Below are 25279 nucleotides of genomic sequence, written 5' to 3' on the forward strand. Positions count from 1 at the left end.
CGATAGGAAACGAAGGGTTTTCCTGGAGGGTGGTTCTCAGGGAACGTCGAGCGGCAGCCGCAGGATGAATCCGGTTCCGCAGCCGGGCACGCTCTCGACGTCGATCTCCCCCGCCAGCTTGCCGGTGACCAGATTGAACACGGCGTAGAGGCCGAGCCCCATGCTGCCGGCGCCGCGCCGGGTGGTGGCGAAGGGCTGGAACAGGCGGGGCAGGATCTCCGGCGGAATGCCGCGCCCGTCGTCGGCAACACGGAGCTCCACCCGCTCCTCGTCCAGCAGGCGGGCCGTGACCGTCACCCGGCCCCCGCGCCCGGCGTCGAAAGCGTGGGCGAAGGCGTTGGTCAGCAGAGCGATCAACACCTCGGTCAGGGCGCCCGGATAAGTGTCGAGCAGCAGCCCCTCCGGGCAGTCGAGCCGAAGCTCGTGCCCGGCGGCGGCGGGCTGGACCCGCACGGCCAGGATGATGTCGGCAAGATACTCGCGCAGGTCGAATCGGCTGCGCGGGGAGGACGCCTTGCCCTCCGTCACCAGCTTCAGGCTCTGGATCAGGGCGGCGGCGCGCTCGATGTTGGTGACCAGCAGGGACGACACCTCGCTGGCGGTGCCGACATACTCCTGGAAATCACTCTTGCGCAGCAGGCCGCCCTGAAAGGTCAGGATGATGGATTCCGAGGCGTTCTGGAGGTGGGTGGCGGCGGTCAGCGCGATGCCGACCGGCGTGTTGATCTCGTGCGCGACGGCGGCGATGAGCTGGCCGATCACCGCCATCTTCTCCGCCCGGATCAGGTCGCCCTGCATCCGCTCCAGATCGCTCAGGGCCTTTTCCGCCGAATCCTTGGCCCGCCGCAGCGCCTCCGCCTGGACCTTGCGCTCGGTGATGTCGTGGAGCCAGACGATGTAGACGGCGCGCCCCTCATAGACCGTGTGGTCGAAGGAGACGATCATCCAGACGGCCCGGCCGTCGTCGCGGACGAACTGGATCTCGTCGTTGCGGACCGTTTCGAGGTCGCCCCGCTCCTTCTCCGGAACCACGGCCGACCCGGCCGGATCGAGTCCGCGCGCCTCAACATGGCGGTGCAGGGCCACCGCGCCATGCTCGCGCATGGCGTCGGGGGTCGTGCCGAACAGGTCGAGGCAACGCTGGTTGCAGTAGAGAAGTTCGCCCTCCTCGGTGAGGATCGACACGCCGATCGGGCTGGTGTCGAGCACCCGGCGCAGGCGCTCGGCCTGGGCGCGGGACGCGGCCTCGGCCGTGCGGGTCTCCTGGAGGGCGGCGCGCAGCTTGCGCACCGTCCGGCAGGCCTCCAGTGTCTTGTGGATGGTGGCTTCCAGGTCGGCGAAGTCGATGGGCTTGACGATGAAGTCGAAGGCACCCCGGTTCATCGCCGCGCGGATGTTGCCGAGATCGCCGTAGGCCGAGACCATCACCGCCCGGATGTCGGTGTTGACCTGCGGCAGATGGTCGAGCAGCGTCAGGCCGTCCATGCCGGGCATGTTGATGTCGCTCAGCACCATGTCGATGTCGGGCTCGGCACGCAGGGTCGCCAGCGCCTCCTGCCCGTCATGGGCGAACAGGAACTCCAGCTCGCCCGAGCGGACGGCACGGCGGAAGCGCTGCGTGATCAGCGTTTCGACGTCCCGCTCGTCGTCGACCACCAGAATCTTGCCCATCCCGCCTTCCTAACGCCGTTCCACGCGACCCGCGGCCCGATCCCGGCTCCGGACCGCGCGAATGGAGAAAGTCGTAGCACACCCATCCGCCGGAGTTGCAGACATCAAAGGTCGGGAAGCGTCGGGAAACCGCAAAATCCTTCCTTTCAGACCGTCCCTTGCGACACAAGCCCACCATGATAGCACGGGATCGCGCCGGAGGAAGACGGCCATGCCACCGAAACGCGCTCAGACGAGGCTGGCCGAACGCGGCGCGGAGCGGACCAGGGGCACGGTGAACCAGAAGGTGGCGCCGGCGCCGGCCGCGCTGACCACGCCGATGCGGCCGCCCAGATGCTCGACGATGCGTTTGCAGATGGCAAGCCCCAAGCCGGTGCCGGCCGGCTTGTCGGTCATCGGGTCGCCGACCTGCCGGAAGCGGTCGAACACCGCCTCGTGATGCTCGGGGGCGATGCCGGGGCCGTCGTCGGCGACGCCGACCCGCAGTTCGCCGTCGGCGACCGTCGCCGACAGCGTCACCCGGCCGCCGGCGGGCGTGAATTTGGCGGCGTTCGACAGCAGGTTGACGGCGACCTGCACCAGCCGGTCGCGGTCGCCCAGCACCGGCGGCAGCGGATCGTCCAGCGCCACCTCCAGCGCGACGCCGCGGTCGTGGAACAGCGCCGAGGTGGCGGCGGCGGCCTGCTCCAGCGCGGCTGCCGGATCCATCGCGGCGATGTCCCATTGCACCTCGCCGGCCTCGATCTTCGCCATGTCGAGGACCTGGTTGATCAGGCGGGTGAGCCGCTCGCTCTCGGTGATGATGACGCCGAGGAACTCGTGGCGCTGCTCGGCGTCGATGCCGGGGTCGTCGTGCAGGATCTCGGTCAAGGCGCGGATCGAGGTCAGCGGGGTCCGCAGTTCGTGCGTCACGGTGGACAGGAACTCGTCCTTCAGCCGGTCGAGTTCGGTCAGCCGCAGGTTGGCGGCGCGCAGGGCGTCGCCGGCCCGCTCCAGTTCGCCGGTCTTCAGCTCCAGTTGCCGGCTGTGGGCGATGACGTGGCTGGTCTCGTCCAGCATGCGCAGGAGTTCCGCCGTTTCGACCGCGCCGCCGGGCACCGAGGAGGCGAGCGCCACGCGGGCCGAGGCGCCGCCGATGGCTCCGGCGAGCAGCCGTTCGGCGACCCGCAGCCGCTCCGGCCCGGCCGGTTCGGACGGGTCGGCCCCGGCGAAGGCCCGCTCGGCGCGCTGTGGCCCGAGGAAACGGGCGACGGTGCGGGTCAGGTCGCCGACGCTGGCGGCGCCGCGCCAGTCGGCCGAGGGTGCGGGCGAGGGGGCGGGCGCTGCGGATTCCCCGAACAGGTCGACGAAGGCGGCGGCCTGCGACCGCTCCGCCGAATCGGGGCGGTCGGCCAGCGACAGGGCGATGTAGAGGCCGATGTTGGCGAGCGCGCTCCAGAACAGCGCGTGGGTCAGCGGGTCGAACCCCTCGAGCCCGAACAGCGCGTAAGGGCGCAGCGTGGCGATTCCCCAGGGGCCGGACTCGATGAAGGAGAGCGGCAGCCAGCCCGAGCGGGCGAAGCTGGGGAGCAGCAGCGTGTAGGCCCACACCAGCGTGCCGCCGGCGATCCCGGCCAGCGCGCCGGAGCGGGTGGCGCCCCGCCAGTAGAGCCCGCCGATCAGCGCGGGGGCGAACTGCGCGACCGCCGCGAAGGAGATCAGCCCGATCGACACCAGCGCGTAGGCCGAGCCGGCGATGCGGAAATACAGGTAGCCGAGCAGCAGGATCGCCGCGATGGCGATCCGGCGGATCGCCAGCAGCAGCGGCGCCAGATCGGTCGAGCGCCGCAGCATCGCCGGGTGCAGCCGCAGCAGCGCCGGCATCACCAGGTCGTTGCAGAGCATGGTGGAGAGCGCCACCGACTCGACGACGATCATCCCGGCCGCCGCCGACAGCCCGCCGAGGAAGGCAAGCAGCGCCAGCGCCTCCATCCCGCCGGCCAGCGGCAGGGCGACCACGAACAGGTCGGGGTCGGTGGAGTCGCCGAAGCGCAGCAGTCCCGACAGCGCCACCGGCAGCACGAACAGGTTGATCAGCAGCAGATAGAGCGGGAACAGCCACAGCGCCCGGTTCAGGTGCCGCTCCTCGACATTCTCGATCACCATGACCTGGAACTGGCGGGGCAGGCACAGCATCGCCGCCGCCGCCAGCAGGGTCGAGGCCAGCCAGCCGCCCTGGTCGAGCGCCGGGCCGGCGGTGAACAGGCGTTGCAGGTCGGGGCGGAGGGCGGATTCGGCGAACAGGGCGGCGAGCCCGTCGTGCAGGCCCCAGACGACAAAGATCCCGACGGCCAGGAAGGCGACCAGCTTGACCACCGATTCGAAGGCGACGGCGGCGACCATGCCGGGGTGATGCTCGGCGGTGTCGATCCGGCGGGTGCCGAACAGGATGGCGAACAGCGCCATGATCGCGGCGGTCAGCAGGCCCTTGTCGAGCAGCGCGGCGTTGCCCTGCGCGCCGCCGGTCAGCGCGTCGAAGCTGACGGCGACCGCCTTCAGTTGCAGGGCGATGTAGGGGGTGACGCCGATCGCGGCGGTCAGCGCCACCAGCCCGCCCAGCAGCGGGCTGCGCCCGTAGCGGCTGGCGATGAAGTCGGCGATGGAGGTGATGCCCTGGGTTCTGGCGATGCGCAGGATCTTGGCGAGCGGCAGCGGGGCCAGCAGCATCAGCAGGGTGGGGCCGAGATAGATCGGCAGGAAGCCGATGCCGAGCGAGGCCGCCCGCCCGACCGAGCCGTAGAAGGTCCAGGTCGTGCAATAGACCGCCAGCGACAGGGCGTAGACCGTGGGCGACGCGATCACGCTGCGCCCCGCCGCCGCCCGCCGGTCGGCCCAATGGGCGATGGCGAACAGCGCCGACAGGTAGACGAGCGAGGCGAGGAGGACGGTGGTCCAGGGCATGGCGCTCACCGGCGCTCCGCCGCGACCGCCGCCAGCGCGATCACCACCGCCCAGGCGCCCATGATGTAGGCGTAGAGCAGCGGCACGCCAAACAGCGTCCCCTCCACCCCGAACAGCCGAAGCAGCGGCGGGTTGAACAGCAGCAGCCCGAGCAGGAACAGCGCGACCATGCGGTCGCGGCGCGGAGAGCGGCCGTTCTCCCCACGCCGGGCCATCAGAAGGCGCGCTCCCGCGCCGCCAGCTCGACCAGGATGTTGGCGCTGCGGATGGCGTCGTCCAGCGTCGTCACCCCGCGCTCGCGCAGCATCTCCACCATGCGCAGGAAGATCGCCGCGGTGACGAGGCTGTCGCCCAGGGCGGTGTGGCGGTCGACCACCGCGATTCCCAGCCGCTCGGCGATGCCGTCCAGCGTGTGGTCGCCGTCGTTGCCCAGCAGCATCCGCGACAGCAGCATGGTGTCGAGCACCGGCCCGTCGAAGGCGGTGCCCGATGCCCGCTCCTTCATCTTGAGGAATTTCAGGTCGAAGGCCGCGTTGTGCGCCACCATCACCGCGCCCGACACGAAGGCGCGGAACTGGGGCAGCACCGTCTCCGCCGTTGGTTTCCCGGCGACCATGGCGTCGGTGATGCCGTGGAAGGGGATCGATTCGGGCGGGATCGCCCGTTTCGGATCGACCAGCGCGTTGAAGGTCTCGCCGGTCAGGATGCGGCCGCCGACGACACGCACCGCGGCGATCTGGATGATCTCGTCGCCGCTGCTGGGCGACAGGCCGGTGGTCTCGGTGTCGAACACCACGTAATGCAGCCGGTCGAGCGGAGTCCGCCCCAGCTCGCTGGTGGCGAGCGGCTGGTGCAGCAGGTCGAAGTCGAAAAACTCCGGTCGGGCGCCGGCCCTGGCGTGGCTCTGGGCTGCGTGGGTGTGGGCCGAGGGGGGCGACAGGGCCGGTGGCACCGGCACGCGCAGCCGGGCGAAGCCCGGACGGCCGGGGACCGGCTCGCTCCAGGCGGTGCTGCGGTGGTGTTGCAGCACGTCGCCGACGGTCAGGCCGCCCGGCGCGTCGGGCAGCGGGCGGTCGAGCCAGCCGTCCAGCGTGGCGCTGGGCACCGCCGTTCCCAGCCAGACGAGATCGAGATAGATCCAGCGGTCGCCACTCTCGGCTCCGATATCGAAGCTGGAGGTTCCGGTCAGGGCCCGCACCGAATCGATCAGATGGCCGAGCAGCAGGACGAGGCTGTGGCTGTCGCCATGCACCCATTGCGGCAGGCCGGTCAACGTCACCGTGATGCCGGATTCGGCGGCTCCGCCCGCAGTCTCGCTTTCCACCCGGTGGCGGACCAGATTGATCAGGTTGTTGGAGTGGATGTCGCTCATCGGCCAGCTGCCGGTGACCACGTCGCGATAGGCGACGGCGACCCGCTCCAGCCGCTGGGACAGGGCGTCGGTCGATTCCAGCATGGCGCTCTCGAACGCGGCGCGCTCGCCGGGGCCGATGTCGGGGTTGTCGTACAGCGTCTCCACCGCCGCGCGCAGGTTGGCGATGGGCGCGCGGAACCCCTCGGTCGCCTCGCGCAGCAGGGCGTCGCGCTGGCCGAGCGCCGCCAGTTCCCCCGTCGCGTCCGACAGGGTGACGACGTAGCCGGTGATGACCGGCGGCCCATCCGCGCCATCTTCGGGATCCTGGAGGATGGCGCTCATGCGGCCTTGCAGCAGGATGCGTCCGTCCGTTGTGGAGCCGATGAACTGGGCGGTGGTGCCGTGCTCATGGTTGCGGTGCCGGCCCTCGCGCACGCGCAGCGTCAACCGTTCCAGCGTGTGGACGACCGGTTCGGCCACCACGACGTGCAGCAGCGAGCGGCCGAGCCCCAGCTCGCCGGTCAGGTGCAGGATGTCGAGGGCGGTCTGGTTGTAGAGCAGGATCTGGTGCCGGGTGTTGCAGACCAGCACGCCCTCGTGGAGGTCGCGCAGCACCGCGGCAAGTCGGGTCTTCTGCTCCTCCGCCCTGGCGGTCGACTCGGCGACGGTGCGGGCGATGTCGCGGCGGACCAGGGCCAGCTTGTCGGAAAGGTCGTTGACCGCGCGGGCGATCGGCACGAGGTCGCCGTAGCGGGCCAGCGGCACCCGCCCGCCGACGGTGCCCTCGGCGTTGCCGTGGGCGATCAGCCCGGCCTCGCGGCTCAGCGTCTCGGCGGCGCGCAGCAGCCAGCGGTCGACCGCCAGCCACAGCAGCCAGACCCCGGCGGCGATGGCGCCGGTCATGACCACGGCGTAGGTCAGCAGCGGGTCGGCGGCGCTGGAGGAGCGGACGGCGACCGCCAGCCCGACCGCCAGGGCGACCAGTCCGCCGCCGACCACGCGGAAGGCGAAGGGGATCATCCGCCGGGGTGGCGCCGCCGCCGGCGCGGTGCCGTTTCCGCCCGGCAGGGTTCCCCTGGAGCCGGGGCAGTCGGACAGTCCGACGCCGGCGGTGGGCGAGGTCATCGGTCGCCCCCGGCCGCGGCGGGTTCGGCCGTGATGCCGAGATGGCGGCGGACGGAGCTCACCAGATCGCGGGTCGAGAAGGGCTTGGTGATGTAGTCGGTGGCGCCGAGCGCGATGCCCTTCTGCCGTTCGACGTCGCGGCTCTTCGCCGTCAGCATGATGATCGGCAGGTCGCGCCAGGCCGGGTTGGCCCGCAGGGTCTGGCAGACGTCGAAGCCGTCGCGCTTCGGCATCATGGCGTCGAGCAGGATCAGGTCGGGGGTGTAGGCCTCGACCGAGCGGAGCGCGTCCTCGCCGTCGCGGGCGATCCGCACCTCGAATCCGGCGCGTTGCAGGAGAACCTGGAGCGACAGGACGATGCTGGGCTCGTCGTCGGCGACCAGGATGGTCGGCTTCATGGTGGAGCGTCCTCCGGCTTGCCGGTCTGGCGCCGGCTTGCTTGTTGCTTGCCCCCTGGAATGTCCAGGGTACGAGCAAGCATAAGGCCGGATCAAGCCGCCGCCCAGCCACCCCCGACCAAAGAGAGGGGGCGCGCGACCAAGACAAAGCGGGGATTTCGCGTGAAGGCGGGCAGGGGAGGACAGTATGCCGCAGGGACGGGAGGCCGCGAACCGCATCCCGGAGCCGCCGGGATGCCGGCGACGGATCAGCGGGTGGTGACGACGACCGAGTTGACGCCCATCTTCGCCTTCAACTGACCGGCGGCGCGCTTGGCCGCCTCGGCGTCGGCGTAGCCGCCGACACGCACCGCGCGCCAGGATTGATTGGACTGGTCGGTCCATTCCAGCGTGTAGGCCGGAAAGCCGCCGCCTTGAAGGCGGCGGGTCAGGCTCTCGGCGTTCTCGGCGACCTTGAAGGTGCCGATCTGCACCGCGTAGCGCCCACCGGGGGTCGCGGGCGTCGGGGACGCGCCGGCCGGCCGGGGAGGAGCGGCGCCGGCCAGCTTCGAGCCGGCCGCCTTGGCTTCCGCCGGCTTGGCCTCCACGGGTTTGGCTTCCGCGGGCTTGGTTGGAGCGCGCCTGGCCTCGCGCGGCTCCTTCGGCGGAGCCAGCATGGCCTGGAGTTCACCGGGATCGGCCGCCCTCGGTGCCGCGGGTGGCGGCGGGACGACGGCTTCCGCCGCGGGGGCCGCGGCTTGCGGAGCCGGGGCGGGCGGCGGCGCTTCGGGGGCTCTGGCGGTTGCGGCCGGGCGGGTTGCCGATGCGGTCGGCGGCAGGGCCGGCGGTTCCGGAACCCGCAGCGCCGGCGGCGGGGTGAGCGGAGCGGCGACCGCCGGTGGCGGCGGGGGCGCATTGGACGGCAGCGCGGCGGCGGGAGCCGGGGCGCGGGCGATCATGGATTCGGGTGCCGGCTGGGCCGGGCTGGTCGGTGGCGGGGCACGGGTGATGGCCGGGGCCGGCGGCGCCAGCGCGGCGGTCGCCGTGTCGGCGGGCGGGGCATCGCCGCCCGGATCCAGCATCACCACGGCGACGCCGATGCCGGCGGCGGCGAGCAGGGCGGCGGCGATCTTGCCCAGCGGCAGGCCGCGGGACGGCTGCGCGTCCTCGTCATCCTCGTCGAGTTCGGCGACGTCGATGGGGTCGGCCTTCAAATCCTCGTTCAACGCGCGCAAGAGCTTGGCGATATCCTCGCTCTCCGGATTCGGCGCGTTTCCGGGCTTGTCGGCGGCCTTCATTTGATCCTTGAACGTCACGGCGAGCGGAGCATCCCGAAAGAGGCGGGGGCAACCCAACCGCCCGCGCGGACGCGGACTGCCGGATTACCCCTCCTTTTTATCGTATTTTTCGGCGCGATCAAACCATTGCGCGAACGCAACCGGTGAGAAAGAAGGGACCTCAGCCCTGGTTGGGCTTGGTCGGGTCCGTCGCCGGGGCCGGCTTGACGTGGGCCGGGTCGAGCGCCGCCGGCTGCTGCGGGGCGGTGGCGGATGCCGCCGGGGACACTGTCGGGCGCGGCTGGGTGGCGGCGACCGGCGGGGGCGCGGCGGGCGTCTCGTCCTCGTCCTTCATGCCGGCCTTGAAGGCCTTCACGCCCTTGGCGATGTCGCCCATCACCGAAGGCAGCTTGCCGGCGCCGAACAGGAGCAGGACGATCACCAGGACGATGATCCAATGCCAGATGCTGAAACTGCCCATGAGCGTGAGAACCTCTGTGGTCGGGTCGGATGGAACGATGGAGGTAGGGCGACGCCCCTATGTGAGGGTGTCGGCCGGAGCGGACAAGGGGGCGGGTGGCAGGATGGGCGAAGACGGGGCGGTCACGCGGCCGGGCCGCTTTCCGCCGGCCCTTCCGGAACCTGGTGACGCATGATGAGCGGCGCCTGGAAGGCGCTGAACAGCAGCGTCAGAGGCATGATGCCGAAGACCTTGAAGTTCACCCAGGCGTCGGTGGTCATGCTGCGCCAGACGATTTCGTTGACCACCGCCAGCAGCAGGAAGAACCACGCCCAGCGGATGCCCAGCGTCCGCCAGCCCTCGTCCGTCATCGCCAGCACGGTGCCGAGCAGCCGCTTCAGCACGTTGCGGCGCATCAGGTGGGCGACGAACAGCACGGTGGCGAACAGCAGGTTGACCAGGGTCGGCTTGATCTTGATGAACAGGTCGTCCTGGAGCCACAGGGTCAGCCCGCCGAACAGCAGCACGAAGCCGGCGCCGACCACCGGCATGATCGGCACCCTGCGCTCCAGGTGCCACGACACCGCCACGGCGATGGAGATGGCGACCATGAACACCGCGGTGCCGGTCATGATGCCGGCCTGCGAGTTGGCGATGAAGAAGGCGGCGAGCGGGCCGGCCTCGATGGCGAGACGGGTGAACTGGTTCATTCCACTGACATAGCCCGAACCGCGCCGTCGTGAAAGGGGCGAAAGCGGGCGGGCCGTGGACTTCGTGTGGTCGCGTATCCGGGGTCTTTTCTTCCACCCGTTGCTCGTTTACCCCTTTCGGGCTCGTCCGGACGGGCGGGGCGTACCGGCAAGGGAGGCGGCGATGGAAGCGACCGAGGTCAAGGATCTGATCGACGAATCACACGAGCGGGAACGCCGGCGGCATGGTGGCGGCCAAGATGGCGACCAGCATGGCGGCCACGAGGGAGGCAGCGGGGTGAAGACCTCGACGGCCATCTACATCGCGGTGCTGGCGGCGGCGCTCGCCATCGTCAGCGTCGCCGGTTCCAACGCCGGCAAGGAGCTGATGGCCAACGCCATCGAGGCCTCGGACGGCTACGCCTATTATCAGGCCAAGACGCAGCGCCAGATCAGCCTGCGGCTGGCCGCCGACCAGCTGGATCTGCTCGGCGCCGGGATGCCGGCCGAGGCGAGGGAACAGGCGCTGAAGCGCGCCGCCGAATACCGCCTGTCCGCCGACCGGATGGAGGCCGACGACGGCAGGAACAGCCGCAAGGATCTGCTGGCGAAGGCCAAGGCGGCGGAGGACCGGCGCGACCACGCCGCCGCCCAGGATCCCTACTTCGACTTCGCCGAAGGGCTCCTGCAGCTGGCGATCGTGCTGGCCTCGGTCTTCGCCATCACGAACATGGGCCTGATCCTGTGGGCCAGCCGGGGACTGGCGTTGGTCGGGCTGATGCTGGCGGTGGATGGCATGACCTTGGCGGTGCCGCTGCCCTTCATGTGAAATCCGTTTCAATCCAATAACGATGGCATCTGGAGATACGCTGTGTGGACCGCTTCCGGAGCGATGAAAGCTCTCGGCCTTTTGGTGATCGTGGCTTTCTCGGCCGATCAATCCTTGGGTTCTGTTTCTGCGATTGGTGTGTATTTGCAGGCTGTCGGCGCCTATATACTTTTTGCCGAATCCAACAACGACCATCTTCTTCTGATTGAGCATTTTCGGAATTTGACGGATCGTAGGAATTTGACCCCGACAGAGCGCTGGGCCTTCCTGGGGCTTCTTGTCTTTGTCCTGGCGGTGGCAGTTGTCAGTTCCATGACGTACAGGGCGCCCGCTTCGGACACCGGCGTGAAAATCTGGGTGCTTCGCGGGGTTGCGATTTTCTCTGTCGTCATGTGCTACGCAATTTATTTTTATTCATACAAGAAATTGAAAGGGTTCATGTATGATGTGCAGGTAAGAATAGACAGAAATCAGACGGAGATACTGGAATCCGGAGGGGTGATCGACGGCAGCAGAACCCGCGCCGAGTTCCGTAGGGTTGGGTTTGCTTTCATTCTGTGTGGAGCATGCTTTCAGATTTTCTCATCGGTCATTGTAAGTTTTTCAAAGCCTGTTCTTCTTTTTGTTGAGTGCATCGTAAATTTGATTGCTTCTGTCATACCGTAGGAGGAAACATTCCCCGCCGATCTTGAGTGGCCGCTTTGGAACTCGGGCGGGGAATCCGGTGGCGGCCGCTGTCGTGGCGGACGGCTGTCTCGCCCCCTTGCTCCCGTGGTGGAAGCGGAGGGCCGTTCCGTTACTGGAACGCCGCCTCCGCCAGACTGCGCAGCTTGCGGGAATGCAGGGTTTCCATGCCGTGCTCGCGCAGCAGTTCCATGGCCAGCACGCCGATCTTGAGATGCTGGTCGACCCGCTCGCGGTAGAAGCGGTCGGCCATGCCGGGCAGCTTCAACTGGCCATGCATCGGCTTGTCCGACACGCAGAGCAGCGTGCCGTAGGGAACGCGGAAGCGGAACCCGTTGGCGGCGATGGTGGCGCTCTCCATGTCCAGCGCGATGGCGCGGCTCTGGCTGAAGCGCATCAGCGGCTCGCGGTGGTCGCGCAGCTCCCAGTTGCGGTTGTCGATGGTCGCCACGGTGCCGGTGCGCATGATGCTCTTCAGGTCGTAGCCGGACAGGCCGGTGACCCGCTCGACGGCCGTCTCGAGGGCGCGCTGCACCTCGGCCAGTGCCGGGACCGGCACCCACAGCGGCAGATCGGCGTCGAGCACATGGTCCTCGCGGACATAGCCGTGGGCCAGCACGTAATCGCCCAGCCGCTGGGTGTGGCGCAGCCCGGCGCAGTGGCCCAGCATCAGCCAGGCGTGCGGGCGCAGCACGGCGATGTGGTCGGTGATGGTCTTGGCGTTGGACGGGCCGACGCCGATGTTGACCAGCGTGATGCCGTTGCCGTCCGCCCGCGTCAGGTGGTAGGCCGGCATCTGCGGCATGCGCGCCAGCTTCACGCCGCCGCCGTCCTCGATCGAGTAATCGAGGTTGCGGTTCCATGTGACGACGTCGCCGGGTTCGACGAAGCTGTCGTACTGGCGCCGGTAGGCGGCGAGATCGGGATCGTCGGTCGGCTCCATGATCTCGCGCGACAGGCGGATGAACTCGTCGACGTAGAACTGGTAGTTGGTGAACAGGACGAAGTTCTGAAAACTCTCCGGAGCCGTCGCCGTGTAGTGGCGCAGCCGGTGCAGCGAGAAATCGACGCGCGGCCCGGTGAACAGCGCCAGCGGCTTGACCGCGTCGGGGCCGGCGTCGCCGGTGCCGTTGACGATGGTGTCGTCCATCCGGGCGAGGTCGGGCAGGTCGAACAGGTCGGGCAGCCGGGTCAGCCGGTCGGGCGGCAGGTCGCCCTCCACATACATGCCCTGGGGAAAGGCGAAATGGATGGGGATCGCCTCCTCGCTGACGCCGACCTCCAGCGGGACGCCGTGGTTGCGCAGCAGCAGCGAGAACTGCTCCAGCAGGTAGCGCTCGAACAGGTCCGGCCGCGTCACCGTGGTGGCGTGGGTGCCGGTGCCCTCGACGAAGCCGTAGGCCAGCCGGGTGTCGACCACCGCGCCCGAATGGGTGGTCAGCCGGACATAGGGATAATAGGCCCGGTTGCGGCCGCCGCTCTCGTCGCCCTGGGTGTAGGCGGCGAAGCGCTGCCGCAGATAGGCGGTGTTGCGCTCGTAGATGTCGCGCACACAGGCCAGGGCGGCTTTGGCATCGGTGAAGCGCCCGGCCGAACCGGGCTGGAGCGGGGCTGTATCGGTCATGGAATCACACATGGCATGCGAACGACCCGGTTGAAAGGGCCATTTTGCATCCAGGCGCGATGAGGGGCGTGGAAGAGGGCGGCAACGCCGCCCTCAGTTCGTTTCCAGCCCCATCAACGACTTGGCGAAGGCGTCGGCGTCGAAGGGGCGCAGGTCGTAGACGCCCTCGCCGACGCCGATGGCGTGGACCGGCAGCTTGAACTTCTCGGCCAGCGAGACCAGCACGCCGCCGCGCGCCGAGCCGTCCAGCTTGGTCAGGATCAGCCCGTTGACGTTGACCATGTCGCGGAAGATCTCGACCTGCGAATGGGCGTTCTGGCCGGTGGTGGCGTCGAGCGTCAGCAGGGTGGTGTGGGGGGCGGTCTCGTCCACCTTCTTGATGACGCGGACGATCTTGCGCAGCTCGTCCATCAGACCGGACTTGTTCTGGAGCCGGCCGGCGGTGTCGATCAGCAGCACGTCGACGCCCTCGGCCCGCGCGCGCTCCACCGCGTCGTAGGCCAGCCCGGCGGCGTCGGCCCCGGTCTCGCGGGCGACGACCGGGCAGCCGGTGCGCTCGCCCCAGATCTTGAGCTGGCTGACGGCGGCGGCGCGGAAGGTGTCGCCGGCGGCCAGCATGACGCTCTTGCCCTCGGCGCGGAACTGGCGGGCCAGCTTGCCGATGGTGGTGGTCTTGCCGGTGCCGTTGACGCCGACCACGAGGATGACGTGCGGTTTCAGCGCCGGGTCGATGACCAGCGGCTTGGCGACCGGGCCGACGATCTTCGCCACCTCGGCGGCGAGCGTCGTCTTGACCTCCTCCGGCGTGACCTCCTTGCCGAAGCGGGTGCGGGCCAGTTCCGCCGTGACCTTGGCGGCGGTGACCGGGCCGAGGTCGGCGGTGATCAGCAGCTCCTCCAGCTCCTCCAGCGCCTCGTCGTCGAGCTTGCGCTTGGTGAAGATGCCGGTGATGCCGTCGGTCAGCTTGGAGGAGGACTTGGCCAGGCCTTCCTTCAGGCGGGAGAACCAGCCCTTCCTGGTCGGCGGCGCCTCCTCCAGCGAGGGAAGCGGTTCCGGAACGAACTGGGGCTCCGCTGGCTGGGGTTCGGGCGGCTGGGGCGCGGGCGGCGGTTCGAGCGTGGCGACCGGTTCGGCAACGGGCTCAGGCGCCGGTTCGGGGCGCGGCGCGGCAACCGGCTCGGCAACCGGCTGCGGCTCTGGCGCGACCGGGGGCTCCGGCTCCGGCGCGGGCGGCGGCGGGGCGGTCTCCTCGGCCTTCGGCGCGGCACCGGTCAGGCGGGCGAACCAGCCCGGCTTGGCCTGAGGCGCCTCCTCCCGCGCTGGAGCGGGTGACGGCTCCACCGCCTGCGGGGCAGGGGGCTCGACGGCCGGTGCTTCCGGTTCCGATTCCGGCGCGGGGGGTGCCGTTTCCAATTCCGGGGAGGCGGGAGGCGGAACCGGCGCCTCGTCCTGGCGGGCTTCCTCTTCGGGCTTCTTGCGGCCGAACCAACGCAGGATCATGGGATGTCCGATGTTTTAAAGGGGGGTGCCGACAAGCTTGCCATCGGCCACGCCGGTGATGGCGGCGCGGACCAGCGAACCGGGGGGAAGGGCCGTGCCCAGACGGATTTCGGCGAAATGCTCGGTGCGGCCGAGATCGTCCTTCTCGACCAGCACCGACGCGGTGCCGCCGACCAGCGAGGCCAGCTTGCGCGTCTCGGCCGCGGCGCCGACGGCGCGAAGGCGGGCGGCGCGCTCCTTGCGGACGGCGCCGTCGACCTGCGGCATGCGGGCGGCCGGCGTGCCGGGGCGCGGGCTGTAGGGGAAGACGTGCAGCCAGGTCAGGCCGCACTCCTCGACCAGCCGCAGGGTGTTCTCGAACATCTCCTCGGTCTCGGTCGGGAAACCGGCGATGAAGTCGGCGCCGAACACGACGTCGGGGCGGACCGAGCGCACGCGCTCGCAGAAGGCGACGGCGTCGGCGCGGCCGTGGCGGCGCTTCATCCGCTTCAGCACCATGTCGTCGCCGGCCTGGAGCGACAGATGCAGGTGCGGCATCAGGCGCGGCTCGGTCTCGATCAGGCGCCAGAGATCCTCGTCCATCTCGATGCAGTCGAGCGACGACAGGCGCAGGCGCGGCAGGTCGGGCACCAGCGCCAGCAGGCGGCGCACCATCTGGCCCAGCGTCGGCGAGCCCGGCAGGTCGGGGCCGAAGCTGGTGATGTCGACGCCCGACAGCACGACCTCGTTGTAGCCGGCCTTGACCAGTGCCTGGACCTGCTCGACGATTCCCCCGATCGGCACGGAGCGCGACGGCCCGCGCCCGTAGGGGATGATGCAGAAGGTGCAGCGATGGTCGCAGCCTTGCTGGACCTGAACGAAGGCGCGGGCGCGGTCCTCGAAGCCGCCGATCAGGTGGCCGGCGGTCTCCTTGATCGACATGATGTCGTTGACCAGCACCTTCTCGGCCGGGGCGAGGCCCCAGCTTTCCGGTTGCAGCTTCTCCTGGTTGCCGAGCACCTGGTCGACCTCGGGCATCGCGGCGAAGCGCTGCGGGTCGATCTGGGCGGCGCAGCCGGTGACGACGATGCGCGCGCCGGGCCGCTCGCGCCGCAGCTTGCGGATGGTCTGGCGAGCCTGCCGCTCGGCCTCGGAGGTGACGGCGCAGGTGTTGACGATGACGACGTCGTCCAGTCCGGCGTTGCGGGCGTGGTTGCGCATCACCTCGGATTCGTAGGTGTTGAGCCGGCAGCCGAAGGTGACGATCTCGGGTCCGGCGGCCCCCCCGTCCATCATGGCCGTGTCCGCTGCGTCGGTCATTCCGCGACCAGTTCGGGCGACAGCCGCCCGCTGAAGGCGACGGCCACCGGGCCGGTCATCAGGACGCGGTCGTCGTCCGTCCATTCGATGGTCAGGGTGCCGCCGTCGAGGATGATGTCGGCCTTGCGCCCGGTCAGGCCGCGCCGCGCCGCCGCGACCAGCGTCGCGCAGGAGCCGGTGCCGCAGGCCTGGGTGATGCCGGCGCCGCGCTCCCACACCCGCATGCGGATGGATGTGGGCGACAGCACCTGCGCGAATTCGATGTTGGCGCGCTCGGGGAAGGCCGGGTGGTGCTCCAGCGCCGGGCCGACCTCGGTCAGCGGCACCGCCTCGGCGTCGTCGACGAAGAAGACGGCGTGCGGGTTGCCCATGTTGACGGCGACGGGGGCCGCGAAGCCGCCATGCTCCACCGCCTCGACCCGCAGGGTGTCGGCCGGCCCGGCCAGCGGGATCGCCGCCCAGTCGAGCCGGGGCGGTCCCATGTCCACGGTGATCCGGCCGTTGTCGGCGCGGGACGCGTGCAGCAGGCCCGCGGCGGTCTCGAAGGAGGCGCGGTCGCCGCCGGCCTCTTCCATCAGCAGCCAGCCGATGCAGCGCGAGGCGTTGCCGCAGGCGCCGGCTTCGCTTCCGTCGGCGTTGTAGATGCGCATGAAGCCAGCGGCGCCGGAACGCTCGGTCGGCTCCAGCACGATGAACTGGTCGCAGCCCACGCCGGTCTTGCGGCCGGAAATGGCGCGCACCTCGGCCGCGGCCGGGCGGTACGGCGTGGAGCGGGCGTCGATCACGACGAAGTCGTTGCCGAGCCCGTGCATCTTCAGGAATTCGCGGGTCATGATCGCCGTTATATGGCGAGACGGCCACGCAAGTCCATAAGGCCGGCGCGCAGACCAGATGCGATCGTCCGGCCCTCGCGCGTCCTCTCAGGCGTCCTTGAACACCAGATGCTTGGAGGCCGCGAAGTTGAACAGCATGCCAGCCAGCGAGCCGGCTGCAACGGCCAGCACGGGATGCGCCTCGACCATCGCGACGTTGGCTTCCAGCCCGACCGAGACGGCGTAGTTCACCACCCCGCCGACGGCGTTGGCGGCGATGAACTTGGCCCATTGCCGGTGCAGCGGCTCGTCGGCCGCGCCACGGAAGGTGAAGGCGCGGTTCAGCGCCCAGGTCGTCGTCGCGGCGGCGAGGAAGGAGGGGATGCGGGCGGCGAAGAACTCGAGTCCGAGCGCCAGCCCGCCGTAGAGCACGATGGTGTCGACGAGCAGCCCGACGATGCCGACCACGCCGAACTTGCCGAACTGGACCGCCAGCCGCCCGAGCGGGCCGTCCAGCAGGGTCTTGACCGGCGTGGTCCCCGGCGTGCTCACGGGCGACCGCCGGCCAGCGGCGGGTGGTTGCCCGGCGCCGGTATGGCGAGGTAGCGCAGCCGCTTCATCTCCCGCCGCCCGTGGGTGACGGTGTCGAGGATCAGCCCGCAGGTCAGGCTGAGGAAGCCCAGCAGCATCAGCCCGGTGGACAGCAGGGCGGTGGGGAAGCGCGGCACCAGCCCGGTCTGCATGTAGGTCGCCAGCACCGGCCAGGCGAGGATCAGGGCCGCCGCCGCCAGCGCCGTGAAGATGGCGAAGAAGAAGGGCAGGGGGCGCTCCTCCTTCACCAGGATCAGGATGGTCTTCAGGATGCGGACGCCGTCGCGGATGGTGTTGAGCTTGCTGTGCGAGCCGGGCGGCCGGTCCTTGTAGGGGGTCTTGATCTCGGCGATCGGCATGCGCAGCTCCAGCGCGTGGACGGTCAGCTCGGTCTCCGTCTCGAAGCCGCTGGCCAGCGCCGGGAAGGACTTCACGAAGCGCCGCGAGAACACCCGGTAGCCCGACAGCATGTCGCCGATGCGGTTGCCAAAGATGTTGGCGACCATGCCGGTCAGCAGCAGGTTGCCGAAGCGGTGGCCGGGCCGGTAGGCGGCGACGATGTCGGTCACCCGCGCGCCGTTGACCATGTCGAGCTGGTCCTCCCACAGCCGCTTGACCAGCAGCGGGGCGGAGGGGGCGTGGTAGGTGTCGTCGCCGTCGACCAGCACATAGACGTCGGCCTCGATGTCCGAGAACATCCGGCGCATGACGTTGCCCTTGCCCTGAAGCGGCTCGTGGCGGACGATGGCGCCGGCGGCGCGCGCCACCTCGACCGTGCGGTCCGACGAGTTGTTGTCGTAGACATAGACCGTCGCGTCGGGCAGCGCCGCGCGGAAGTCGCGCACCACCGAGGCGATGGCCGCCTCCTCGTTGTAGCAGGGGATCAGCACGGCCACCGCCGGCGTGGCCGCGGTGCTGGCGGCCGTGTCGGTGACGGGGCGGTCCAAGGTCGTGACGGTCATGGGCGTGTGCTTTGCGCGTGTGGCGATGTGTGGATAAACAGCACAAAGCCGAGGCTTATTCCATCGCCGCGCGCTCGACCGCGCACAGGTTCAGGGTTTCCCCCAGATTGTTGGGAATCGGCCGGCAGGAGGCGGTGTCCAGCCGCAGCCCGAGCAGCGCGGCCGCCTTCGCCGCACCCGGCGTGTCGGGAATGGTGCTGAGCATCAGATACGGGCCGCGATGGGTGGCGACCTTGTCCTTGAGGATGGCGAGATAGCCGTTGCCGACCGAATCCGGCTGAAGGAAGTTGGACTGGATGCGGACGAAGGAGACGCGCTTCGGAAAGGACGGGATGACGTGGGCGATCGCCCAGTAGCCGGCCATCAGCACCATGCTGTTGTCCGGATCGGCGATCGGCGGCACCTCGGCGCTCACCCAGCGGTCGGCCCAGGCGACCCGGCCCCAGTCGGCCGGCTGGACGGTCAGTTGCAGCGCGGCCAGCAGCGCGGCGGCCAGCCCGACGCGCAGCCGCCGGGCCAGCGGCAGCAGCCCGACCGCCATGACCAGCGCCAGCGGGGCCAGCATCTCCACCGGCACGAGGTAGCGGTAGATGCAGAACATGACCACCCACAGCGTGTAGGTGATCGTCAGGGCGACCAGCAGGAAGCGCGTCGCCGGGGCTTGGGTCAGCCAGTCCCGTGGCCGGGAGCGCGTCGCCAGGGCGGCGGCGGCGCCCAGCGGCACCAGCACGAACAGCGCCAGCACCCGCGCGTCGAACCACGGCACCTCGCCCACCGTCAGCGGCTGGAACGTGAAGACGAAGGGGAAGAGGATCCGCGCGATCTTCGACGGCGGGAAGAAGCTGACGTTCACATAGTCGGAGATGGCGGCGAAGGGCGACTTGAAGACATGGTTCATGTGCGGGAAGACCGGGTTCCCATACTCGATCCACAGATGCGCCATCCAGAAGCCGCCGGCCAGCGCCAGCCCGCCCAGCACGCCGACGCCGAAGAAGAAGGCCAGCCACAGCCGCCGCCACGGCCGCGCCGGCAGCGCCAGGAAGGCGAGGCAGAGCCCGACCGCGTAGATCACCGTCGGGTTCTTGGCTCCCATCGCCGCCCCCGCCATCAGCCCGGCGAGCGCCACCCGCCCGAAGGAGGACGGCGCCGGCCCGTCGAGCAGATTTCCTCCGGTGCCGGCTGGCGCCGCCGGCAATCCCCGGGCGATCACGACCAGCGCGCCCAGCACGCCGAGGCTGACGAGGTTGTCGTGGAAGGTCGTGCCGATCAGCCCCAGCGTGCCGCCGCCCAGCCCTCCCATCACGGCCAGCGCCATGGCCGCCAGGGTCCGTTGCCGTTCCGACCCGATCCGCAGGCAGGCCGCGGCCAGCAGGAACAGCAGCGACAGGTTGATGCCCTGGACGGATCCCCAGACGAAGCCGGCCACCCGCGCCGGCAGCCGGTCGGCCAGCAGGAAGAAGGGCAGGTCGAGCAGCGGGTTGTAGAAGGTCGGCATCTGCGCCGGCAGCAGGTCGAAGCCGATCCGCCCGGTCAGCAGCGCGTAGCCGTTGTACCAATGGTAATTCCGCAGATCCCAGTTGGCGTCCATGCCGAACGCCAGCGTCAGCGCGCCATAGGCCGGCGGGGCGAGGAGCAGGAACAGCCACCCGAGGCGGCGGGCGCTGTCATCGGAAGCGGGGGGCGTCGACATGAAGGGCGGCCATGGCTGCGGCGGGATGGCTCCTTGGTAGGGGAGCCGGCCCGCCGCAGCAAGCGCCCAGCGGCCCGCCCGGATCCGGCTTGCGCAAACCCCTGTGTCCGCGCAACAATCCTGCGTTTCGGCGTGTTACCGCTTGCCGTTTCGCTCTTTCCGCGTGGTGGGAAAGGCAAGCTTCCTCTGGCAAAGGCCGGTGCGGTCTGCTATTCACCGACACTCCGCATGCGCAACGCTTGCGCCTTCTTGCGCGACAGGATTTCTGGCGATGGAAAAGTTTACGGTTCTCTCCGGCGTCGCGGCGCCACTGCCGATGATCAACATCGACACCGACATGATCATCCCCAAGCAGTTCCTGAAGACCATCAAGCGGACGGGGCTCGGCAAGCATCTGTTCGACGAGATGCGCTACACCCCCGACGGTGGTGAGATCGCCGACTTCGTCCTGAACAAGCCGGCCTACCGCAGCGCCAAGATTCTGGTCGCGGGCGAGAATTTCGGCTGCGGGTCCTCGCGCGAGCACGCGCCGTGGGCGCTGGCCGATTTCGGCATCCGCTGCATCATCGCCCCCAGCTTCGCCGACATCTTCTACAACAACTGCTTCAAGAACGGCATCCTGCCGATCAAGCTGCCGAAGGAGCAGGTCGACCTGCTGCTCGACGACGCGTCGCGCGGGTCCAACGCCGTGGTCACGGTCGATCTGGAGAACCAGACCATCACCGGCCCCGACGGCGGCAGCATCACCTTCGAACTCGACCCGTTCCGCAAGCATTGCCTGCTGAACGGCCTGGACGACATCGGCCTGACCCTCCAGCAGGTCGGCACCATCGACTCGTTCGAGGCCAAGCGCCGCGTCGAGCAGCCCTGGCTGGCCGCCTGATCGGTTCCGCCCGGTCCGTTTCCGTCTGTTTTCCGCCTGTCTTTTCGACGTCTGTATTTGGGAGTGCGTGCGCCATGCCCGCCAACAAGAAGCTTCTGTTCCTCCCCGGTGACGGCATCGGTCCGGAGGTCATGCGCCAGGTCCGCCGTGTCATCGACTGGCTGGACCGCAAGCGCGGGATCACCTTCGACGTCTCGGAAGGTCTGGTCGGCGGCGCCGCCATCGACGCCTACGGCGTCCCCCTCAACGACGCGACTCTGGCCGAGGCGCTGGCCGCCGACGCGGTGCTGCTGGGCGCCGTCGGCGGTCCGAAGTGGGACAACCCGACCGACTACACCAAGCGTCCGGAAGCCGGCCTGCTGGCGCTCCGCAAGGAGCTGGGGCTGTTCGCCAACCTGCGCCCGGCCGTCGTGTTCGACGCGCTGGTCGACGCCTCGACCCTGAAGGCCGACGTCATCCGCGGGCTCGACATCCTGATCGTGCGCGAGCTGACCGGCGGCGTCTATTTCGGTGAGCCGCGCGGTATCACCGACATCGGCGACGGCGAGCGTCGCGGCGTCAACACCCAGGTCTACACGACCTCGGAGATCCGCCGCGTCGCCCGCGTGGCGTTCGAGCTGGCGCGCAAGCGCTCCAACAAGCTCCACTCGATGGAGAAGGCGAACGTCATGGAATCCGGGCTGCTGTGGCGCCAGGAAGTGACCAAGCTGCACCAGGAGGAGTTCTCCGACGTCGAGCTGCACCACATGTACGCCGACAACGGCGCCATGCAGCTCCTGAAGAACCCCAAGCAGTTCGACGTGATCGTCACCGACAACCTGTTCGGCGACATCCTGTCGGACGAGGCGGCGATGATGACCGGCTCGCTCGGCATGCTGCCGTCGGCCTCGCTGGGCGCGCCCGACGCCAACGGCAACCGCAAGGCGCTGTACGAGCCGGTGCACGGCTCCGCGCCGGACATCGCCGGCCGCGACCTTGCCAACCCCTGCGCGACGCTGCTGTCCTTCGCGATGTGCCTGCGCTACTCGTTCGGCCTGGACACCGAGGCCGGCCTGATCGAGAAGGCCATCCAGAATGTGCTGGGCGGCGGCATGCGCACCGCCGACATCATGGCGCCGGGCATGGCCCGCTGCTCCACGACCGTCATGGGCGACTCGATCCTGCGCGAACTGGACAAGGCCGCCGCCGTCTGACCGGCACGCCCCACCTCGTCCGCGCGATGTGAAGAAGCCCCCGTCCCGGTTTCCGGGGCGGGGGCTTTCTCATGGTCGCTTCTCAGGATCGCGGGAAGGCCGTCTCAGTCGGCGCCGTCCGGGCGGTCCGCCGTGCGTCCGCCATGGCTTGCCTGCCCGCCCTTGCGGCCGGCTTCCGCCGCCAGCGAGGGGTTGCGCGAAAAGCTGCGCGAGGAAGCGGGGACGCTGCGCCCGCCCTTGCGCCCGGCTTCCGCCGCCAGTTCCGGATTCTTGGAAAAGCTGCGCTTGCCCGCCGGAACGCTTTCACCGCCCTTGCTGGCGATCTGGCGTTGCCGATCCGGATCCATCGACGCGAAACCGCGACCCGATGTGCGACCATTCTCTTTCGAGGCCATTGTCCAACCTCCACCTTTGCCTTGATGCGACAACCGGGCGGAGAGGAGGTTGGTTCCAGTCCAGACGCAGAATCTCGAATCGCGCGTGAAAAAGCCGAGCCGCGCGTCAACCGTCAGCCCGCGCCCTCCAGCGCGGCGATGGCCTCGCCCAGCGCGACCAGCCGGCGGGCGTTCTCGACATGCAGATTCTCCACCAGCTTGCCGTCGAGCAGGATGACGCCCTTGCCCTGGGCCGCCGCCTCGGCGTGGGCGGCGATCATGCGGCGGGCCTGGGCGATCTCGTCGGCGTCGGGGGCGAAGGCGGCGTTGCAGGCGGCGATCGTCTTCGGATGGATCAGCGTCTTGCCGTCGAAGCCAAGCTCGCGGCCCTGCCGGCAGGAGAAGGCGAAGCCCTCGTCGTCGTTCAGGTCGAGATGCACGCCGTCCAGCACGGCCAGCCCGTGGGCACGCGCCGCCAGCAGGCACAGCCCCAGGCTGGTGATCATCGGCAGCCGGTCGCGCGTGTGGGCGGCGTGCAGATCCTTGGCGAGATCCGAGGTGCCGAGCACCAGCCCGCCCAGCGCGGGCGACGCCCCGGCGATCTCCCGCGCGTTCAGCATGCCGAGCGGCGTCTCCATCATGCACCAGATCAGCAGGCTTTCCGGAGCCCCGGCGGCGCGCAGCACCGCCTCGGCCTGCCGGACGCCGTCGGCGCTCTCCACCTTGGGCAGCAGGACGGCGTCGGCGCCGCAGGTCGCGGCCATGCGCAGATCCTCGAAGCCCCAGGGCGTGTTCAGCCCGTTGGTGCGGACGATCAGCTCCCGCCCGCCATAGCCGCCGGCGGCGATGGCCTGCCGGATGGTGTCGCGGGCCGTGGCCTTGGCGTCCGGGGCGACGGCGTCCTCCAGGTCGAGGATCAGGCCGTCGGCCGGCAGGCCGCGCCCCTTTTCCAGGGCGCGGGCGTTCGAGCCCGGCATGTAGAGCACGCTGCGGCGCGGGCGGACGGTCATGGCCATGGCGGTTTCCAAAACAGATGGTGGGCGGGACGCGGGCGTGCGCCGGGATTAGCGCTTGTCGCCGACGAAATGGCAATGCGGGAAGTCGAGGAAGTCGTAGCGGTGGACGCGGAGCGACTCGCGCCGCCGCATCCAGTCGAAGACCGCGTAATGGGCCGTCTGGTCCAGCATCCAGTAGGCCTCGTTCCGACCCAGGAAATGCGCGATGTAGGCGGCCACGAGCGCGAGGTAGCGGGCGCTGGCCGCCGTGTTGTTGTAGTAGTTGAAGCAGACGGTCACTTCGCGGGCGGGCCCCCGTCGGCGCGGGTCGAACAGCAGGCCGAGGTCCTGGCCGACCAGATCGGTCTTCAGACGCCGCAGGTCCGTCGTGACGGTGGCGTCCACGTCGATCACGATCATCGGGCGGTCCAGGCGCCGCTGCCACTGCATGGTGCGGATGAAGCGGGCGGCGGCGTAATAGCTGAACCGCTTGATGTCGGGCCAGTCCGCCGTGTCCGGCCGCTCGCAGGAGCTGCCGACGATCAGGCGCGGGTCGTTCCGCCACTCCTCCAGACTCCGCAAGGCGTCGGCCGACGGCGACATCACATGGGCGACGACGGTCGCTCCCGGCATCCGCTGCGCCAGGGATTCCAGAAGCGCCGGGGCGAAGCGCCGGTAATAGACGTCGTCGCAGGAGAACATGACGAAGGGTTCCGGCGTGCCCGCCTCCGGCGCCCAAATGACTTCCTGCGGAGCCATGCGGGCGAGCGCCTCCTCGATCGGCGGCAGCGCCTCGAAGAAGGCGTCGTCCGCCCGCAGCATGGCCCACAGGCCCAGCTCATGCTCGCGTGCGATCTCCTGCGGCGTGAAGCGGCGCTGGAAGCGGCGGTTGAGCCAACAGGCGAGATCCAGACGCTCGCGGCGGTAGACGTGGAACCCGATCACCGAGGCGGCGGCGACGTCCTTGGGGTGGCGGCGCAGACGGTTCCAGGCGGTCCGCGCTCCGGCGGCCAGCACCGCGTCGGTGGCCTGCCCGACCTGAACCAGGGTCGCCACGGCGGCGGTTTGCAACCATTCGGATTCCTCGTCGCCGGGATGGACGGCGAGGGCCCGGCCGAACGCCGCGATGGCCTCCTCGACCAGCGCGCGGTCGATCGCGAAGGGCCTGCCGGGGCGCATCTCCATGGCGCCGCTGCGGTCGAGCAGCGCGCGCGCCAGAAGCCGGTTGGCGACCGGGTCGGCCCGGTCCAGCGCCAGGGCGCTGCGCGCGGCGGCCTCCGTGGCCGCCACCTCGCCGACCGCGGACAGGGCCAGGGCGGCGGCGGTGTGCAGGCGGGCGTCCGTTTCCGCGGCCTTCGCCATCGCGGCCAGCCGGACGGCCTTGTCGAGACGTTCCCCCCATTGGTCGCGCAGCAGCGCCAGGTTGGTGGCGGCATCGGCGCGCTGCGGGTCGATGACCAGGGCGTGGCCGTAGCCGCGGGCGGCGGCGGCGGCCCGGCCGCGCTGCTTCTCGGCGTTGGCCAGATTGAACCAGGACCCGAGATGCAGCGGGTCCAGCGCCAGCGCCCGGTGCAGGTAGAGGATGGCGTCCGCGCCCCGGCTGGCGGTGCGCAGGGCGGCGGCGAGGTTGCTGTAGGCGGCCACCGCCGTCGGATCGAGGCGGATCAGCTGCCGGAACAGATCGACGGCCTCGCCATGACGCCCGGTCTGCGAGAGCAGCATGCCGAGAAGCTGGAGCAGCTTGCGGTTGTCCGGCGTCCGGTCGAGAAGCGTCCGGTAGATCGGTTCGGCGTCGGCGTAGCGGCCGGCTTGGTGGTGGCGGATGGCCGTGTCGAGCGTGGAGTCCATGGGGCGATCATACCCCCAAAGCGTTGCGTCACCAACCGGAGCCGCGCGTGGTGGCGGTGCGCGTGCGGGAGCGCGTCCCGTCCCGGAGCATGGCAGCCATGC

Annotated in this window: 22 protein-coding genes; 4 read left to right on the plus strand and 18 right to left on the minus strand. The window is 69.8% G+C overall.

The features are described 5' to 3' along the window. Window positions 1-36: 36 nt before the first annotated feature. The 8 genes from J2847_RS02055 to J2847_RS02090 form a co-directional block, all read right to left on the minus strand. Window positions 37-1671, minus strand: a complete 1635-nt coding sequence (locus J2847_RS02055; protein ID WP_209776610.1) for a hybrid sensor histidine kinase/response regulator — start codon at window positions 1669-1671, stop codon at window positions 37-39. A 228-nt stretch (window positions 1672-1899) separates the two neighbouring features. Next, window positions 1900-4611: an ATP-binding protein gene (locus J2847_RS02060; RefSeq protein WP_209776738.1), complete on the minus strand. Its 2712-nt coding sequence runs from the start codon at window positions 4609-4611 to the stop codon at window positions 1900-1902. Window positions 4612-4616: 5 nt separating this feature from the next. Next, complete coding sequence (locus J2847_RS02065; RefSeq protein ID WP_209776612.1) at window positions 4617-4826, minus strand: hypothetical protein; 210 nt, start codon at window positions 4824-4826, stop codon at window positions 4617-4619. Continuing rightward, window positions 4826-7090 (minus strand): 3'-5' exonuclease, encoded by a 2265-nt coding sequence (locus J2847_RS02070; RefSeq protein WP_233474217.1) that lies wholly within the window; start codon window positions 7088-7090, stop codon window positions 4826-4828. Before J2847_RS02070 ends, J2847_RS02065 begins: the two co-directional genes overlap by 1 nt. Next, complete coding sequence (locus J2847_RS02075; protein ID WP_209776614.1) at window positions 7087-7488, minus strand: response regulator transcription factor; 402 nt, start codon at window positions 7486-7488, stop codon at window positions 7087-7089. Before J2847_RS02075 ends, J2847_RS02070 begins: the two co-directional genes overlap by 4 nt. A 248-nt stretch (window positions 7489-7736) precedes the next feature. Then, window positions 7737-8765, minus strand: coding sequence for an SPOR domain-containing protein (locus J2847_RS02080; RefSeq protein ID WP_209776615.1), 1029 nt, complete (start codon window positions 8763-8765; stop codon window positions 7737-7739). A 160-nt stretch (window positions 8766-8925) separates the two neighbouring features. Then, entirely contained in the window at window positions 8926-9225 is a 300-nt protein-coding gene (locus J2847_RS02085; RefSeq protein ID WP_209776617.1) for a twin-arginine translocase TatA/TatE family subunit, read from the minus strand. Window positions 9226-9347: 122 nt separating this feature from the next. Next, on the minus strand, window positions 9348-9914 hold the full coding sequence (locus tag J2847_RS02090; RefSeq protein ID WP_209776619.1) for a septation protein A: 567 nt from the start codon (window positions 9912-9914) through the stop codon (window positions 9348-9350). A 163-nt stretch (window positions 9915-10077) separates the two neighbouring features. Here J2847_RS02090 and J2847_RS02095 point away from each other — a divergent pair, with 163 nt between their 5' ends. Next, a complete protein-coding gene (locus J2847_RS02095; RefSeq protein ID WP_209776620.1) occupies window positions 10078-10722 on the plus strand; it encodes a DUF4337 domain-containing protein in 645 nt (214 codons plus the stop codon). A 63-nt stretch (window positions 10723-10785) separates the two neighbouring features. Then, window positions 10786-11388, plus strand: a complete 603-nt coding sequence (locus tag J2847_RS02100; RefSeq protein WP_209776622.1) for a hypothetical protein — start codon at window positions 10786-10788, stop codon at window positions 11386-11388. Between the two features lie 130 nt (window positions 11389-11518). On the opposite strand, the gene J2847_RS02105 is transcribed toward J2847_RS02100, so the two are convergent. From J2847_RS02105 to J2847_RS02135, 7 genes are all read right to left on the minus strand, one after another. Continuing rightward, complete coding sequence (locus J2847_RS02105; protein WP_209776623.1) at window positions 11519-13030, minus strand: AMP nucleosidase; 1512 nt, start codon at window positions 13028-13030, stop codon at window positions 11519-11521. Between the two features lie 93 nt (window positions 13031-13123). Next, entirely contained in the window at window positions 13124-14530 is a 1407-nt protein-coding gene (ftsY, locus tag J2847_RS02110; protein ID WP_411800554.1) for a signal recognition particle-docking protein FtsY, read from the minus strand. A gap of 15 nt (window positions 14531-14545) precedes the next feature. Further along, window positions 14546-15829, minus strand: coding sequence for a tRNA (N(6)-L-threonylcarbamoyladenosine(37)-C(2))-methylthiotransferase MtaB (gene mtaB / locus J2847_RS02115; protein WP_233474218.1), 1284 nt, complete (start codon window positions 15827-15829; stop codon window positions 14546-14548). Beyond that, entirely contained in the window at window positions 15826-16662 is an 837-nt protein-coding gene (gene dapF, locus J2847_RS02120) for a diaminopimelate epimerase (RefSeq protein ID WP_209776625.1), read from the minus strand. Before dapF ends, mtaB begins: the two co-directional genes overlap by 4 nt. Window positions 16663-16749: 87 nt before the next feature. Then, a complete protein-coding gene (locus J2847_RS02125; protein ID WP_209776626.1) occupies window positions 16750-17193 on the minus strand; it encodes a GtrA family protein in 444 nt (147 codons plus the stop codon). Continuing rightward, a complete protein-coding gene (locus J2847_RS02130) occupies window positions 17190-18194 on the minus strand; it encodes a glycosyltransferase family 2 protein (protein WP_209776628.1) in 1005 nt (334 codons plus the stop codon). The genes J2847_RS02125 and J2847_RS02130 overlap by 4 nt, the downstream gene beginning before the upstream one ends. A 55-nt stretch (window positions 18195-18249) precedes the next feature. Then, window positions 18250-19884: a hypothetical protein gene (locus J2847_RS02135; protein ID WP_209776629.1), complete on the minus strand. Its 1635-nt coding sequence runs from the start codon at window positions 19882-19884 to the stop codon at window positions 18250-18252. 271 nt (window positions 19885-20155) lie between these two features. On the opposite strand from J2847_RS02135, the gene leuD reads away from it, so the two are divergent. Then, window positions 20156-20767 (plus strand): 3-isopropylmalate dehydratase small subunit, encoded by a 612-nt coding sequence (gene leuD, locus J2847_RS02140; protein ID WP_209776631.1) that lies wholly within the window; start codon window positions 20156-20158, stop codon window positions 20765-20767. 74 nt (window positions 20768-20841) lie between these two features. Continuing rightward, on the plus strand, window positions 20842-21960 hold the full coding sequence (gene leuB / locus J2847_RS02145) for a 3-isopropylmalate dehydrogenase (RefSeq protein WP_209776632.1): 1119 nt from the start codon (window positions 20842-20844) through the stop codon (window positions 21958-21960). Window positions 21961-22064: 104 nt separating this feature from the next. Here the strand turns inward: leuB and J2847_RS02150 are convergent, their stop codons facing one another. From J2847_RS02150 to J2847_RS02160, 3 genes are all read right to left on the minus strand, one after another. Further along, window positions 22065-22355: a con-10 family general stress protein gene (locus tag J2847_RS02150; RefSeq protein WP_085556455.1), complete on the minus strand. Its 291-nt coding sequence runs from the start codon at window positions 22353-22355 to the stop codon at window positions 22065-22067. Window positions 22356-22468: 113 nt separating this feature from the next. Next, the gene (locus tag J2847_RS02155; RefSeq protein WP_085556456.1) at window positions 22469-23350 is read right to left on the minus strand and encodes an HpcH/HpaI aldolase/citrate lyase family protein; all 882 of its coding nucleotides are present in this window, start codon (window positions 23348-23350) and stop codon (window positions 22469-22471) included. 48 nt (window positions 23351-23398) lie between these two features. Further along, entirely contained in the window at window positions 23399-25177 is a 1779-nt protein-coding gene (locus J2847_RS02160) for a tetratricopeptide repeat protein (protein WP_209776634.1), read from the minus strand. Window positions 25178-25279: the final 102 nt, after the last annotated feature.

Source organism: Azospirillum agricola, from assembly GCF_017876095.1.
GTDB lineage: Bacteria > Pseudomonadota > Alphaproteobacteria > Azospirillales > Azospirillaceae > Azospirillum > Azospirillum agricola.

Bases quoted from the DNA above. Each gene is read 5' to 3' on its own strand.
- J2847_RS02055 (WP_209776610.1), bottom strand. From the start codon at position 1,671: ATGGGCAAGATTCTGGTGGTCGACGACGAGCGGGACGTCGAAACGCTG.
- J2847_RS02060 (WP_209776738.1), bottom strand. From the start codon at position 4,611: ATGCCCTGGACCACCGTCCTCCTCGCCTCGCTCGTCTACCTGTCGGCG.
- J2847_RS02065 (WP_209776612.1), bottom strand. From the start codon at position 4,826: ATGGCCCGGCGTGGGGAGAACGGCCGCTCTCCGCGCCGCGACCGCATG.
- J2847_RS02070 (WP_233474217.1), bottom strand. From the start codon at position 7,090: ATGACCTCGCCCACCGCCGGCGTCGGACTGTCCGACTGCCCCGGCTCC.
- J2847_RS02075 (WP_209776614.1), bottom strand. From the start codon at position 7,488: ATGAAGCCGACCATCCTGGTCGCCGACGACGAGCCCAGCATCGTCCTG.
- J2847_RS02080 (WP_209776615.1), bottom strand. From the start codon at position 8,765: ATGAAGGCCGCCGACAAGCCCGGAAACGCGCCGAATCCGGAGAGCGAG.
- J2847_RS02085 (WP_209776617.1), bottom strand. From the start codon at position 9,225: ATGGGCAGTTTCAGCATCTGGCATTGGATCATCGTCCTGGTGATCGTC.
- J2847_RS02090 (WP_209776619.1), bottom strand. From the start codon at position 9,914: ATGAACCAGTTCACCCGTCTCGCCATCGAGGCCGGCCCGCTCGCCGCC.
- J2847_RS02095 (WP_209776620.1), top strand. From the start codon at position 10,078: ATGGAAGCGACCGAGGTCAAGGATCTGATCGACGAATCACACGAGCGG.
- J2847_RS02100 (WP_209776622.1), top strand. From the start codon at position 10,786: ATGAAAGCTCTCGGCCTTTTGGTGATCGTGGCTTTCTCGGCCGATCAA.
- J2847_RS02105 (WP_209776623.1), bottom strand. From the start codon at position 13,030: ATGACCGATACAGCCCCGCTCCAGCCCGGTTCGGCCGGGCGCTTCACC.
- ftsY (WP_411800554.1), bottom strand. From the start codon at position 14,530: ATGATCCTGCGTTGGTTCGGCCGCAAGAAGCCCGAAGAGGAAGCCCGC.
- mtaB (WP_233474218.1), bottom strand. From the start codon at position 15,829: ATGACCGACGCAGCGGACACGGCCATGATGGACGGGGGGGCCGCCGGA.
- dapF (WP_209776625.1), bottom strand. From the start codon at position 16,662: ATGACCCGCGAATTCCTGAAGATGCACGGGCTCGGCAACGACTTCGTC.
- J2847_RS02130 (WP_209776628.1), bottom strand. From the start codon at position 18,194: ATGACCGTCACGACCTTGGACCGCCCCGTCACCGACACGGCCGCCAGC.
- J2847_RS02135 (WP_209776629.1), bottom strand. From the start codon at position 19,884: ATGTCGACGCCCCCCGCTTCCGATGACAGCGCCCGCCGCCTCGGGTGG.
- leuD (WP_209776631.1), top strand. From the start codon at position 20,156: ATGGAAAAGTTTACGGTTCTCTCCGGCGTCGCGGCGCCACTGCCGATG.
- leuB (WP_209776632.1), top strand. From the start codon at position 20,842: ATGCCCGCCAACAAGAAGCTTCTGTTCCTCCCCGGTGACGGCATCGGT.
- J2847_RS02150 (WP_085556455.1), bottom strand. From the start codon at position 22,355: ATGGCCTCGAAAGAGAATGGTCGCACATCGGGTCGCGGTTTCGCGTCG.
- J2847_RS02155 (WP_085556456.1), bottom strand. From the start codon at position 23,350: ATGGCCATGACCGTCCGCCCGCGCCGCAGCGTGCTCTACATGCCGGGC.
- J2847_RS02160 (WP_209776634.1), bottom strand. From the start codon at position 25,177: ATGGACTCCACGCTCGACACGGCCATCCGCCACCACCAAGCCGGCCGC.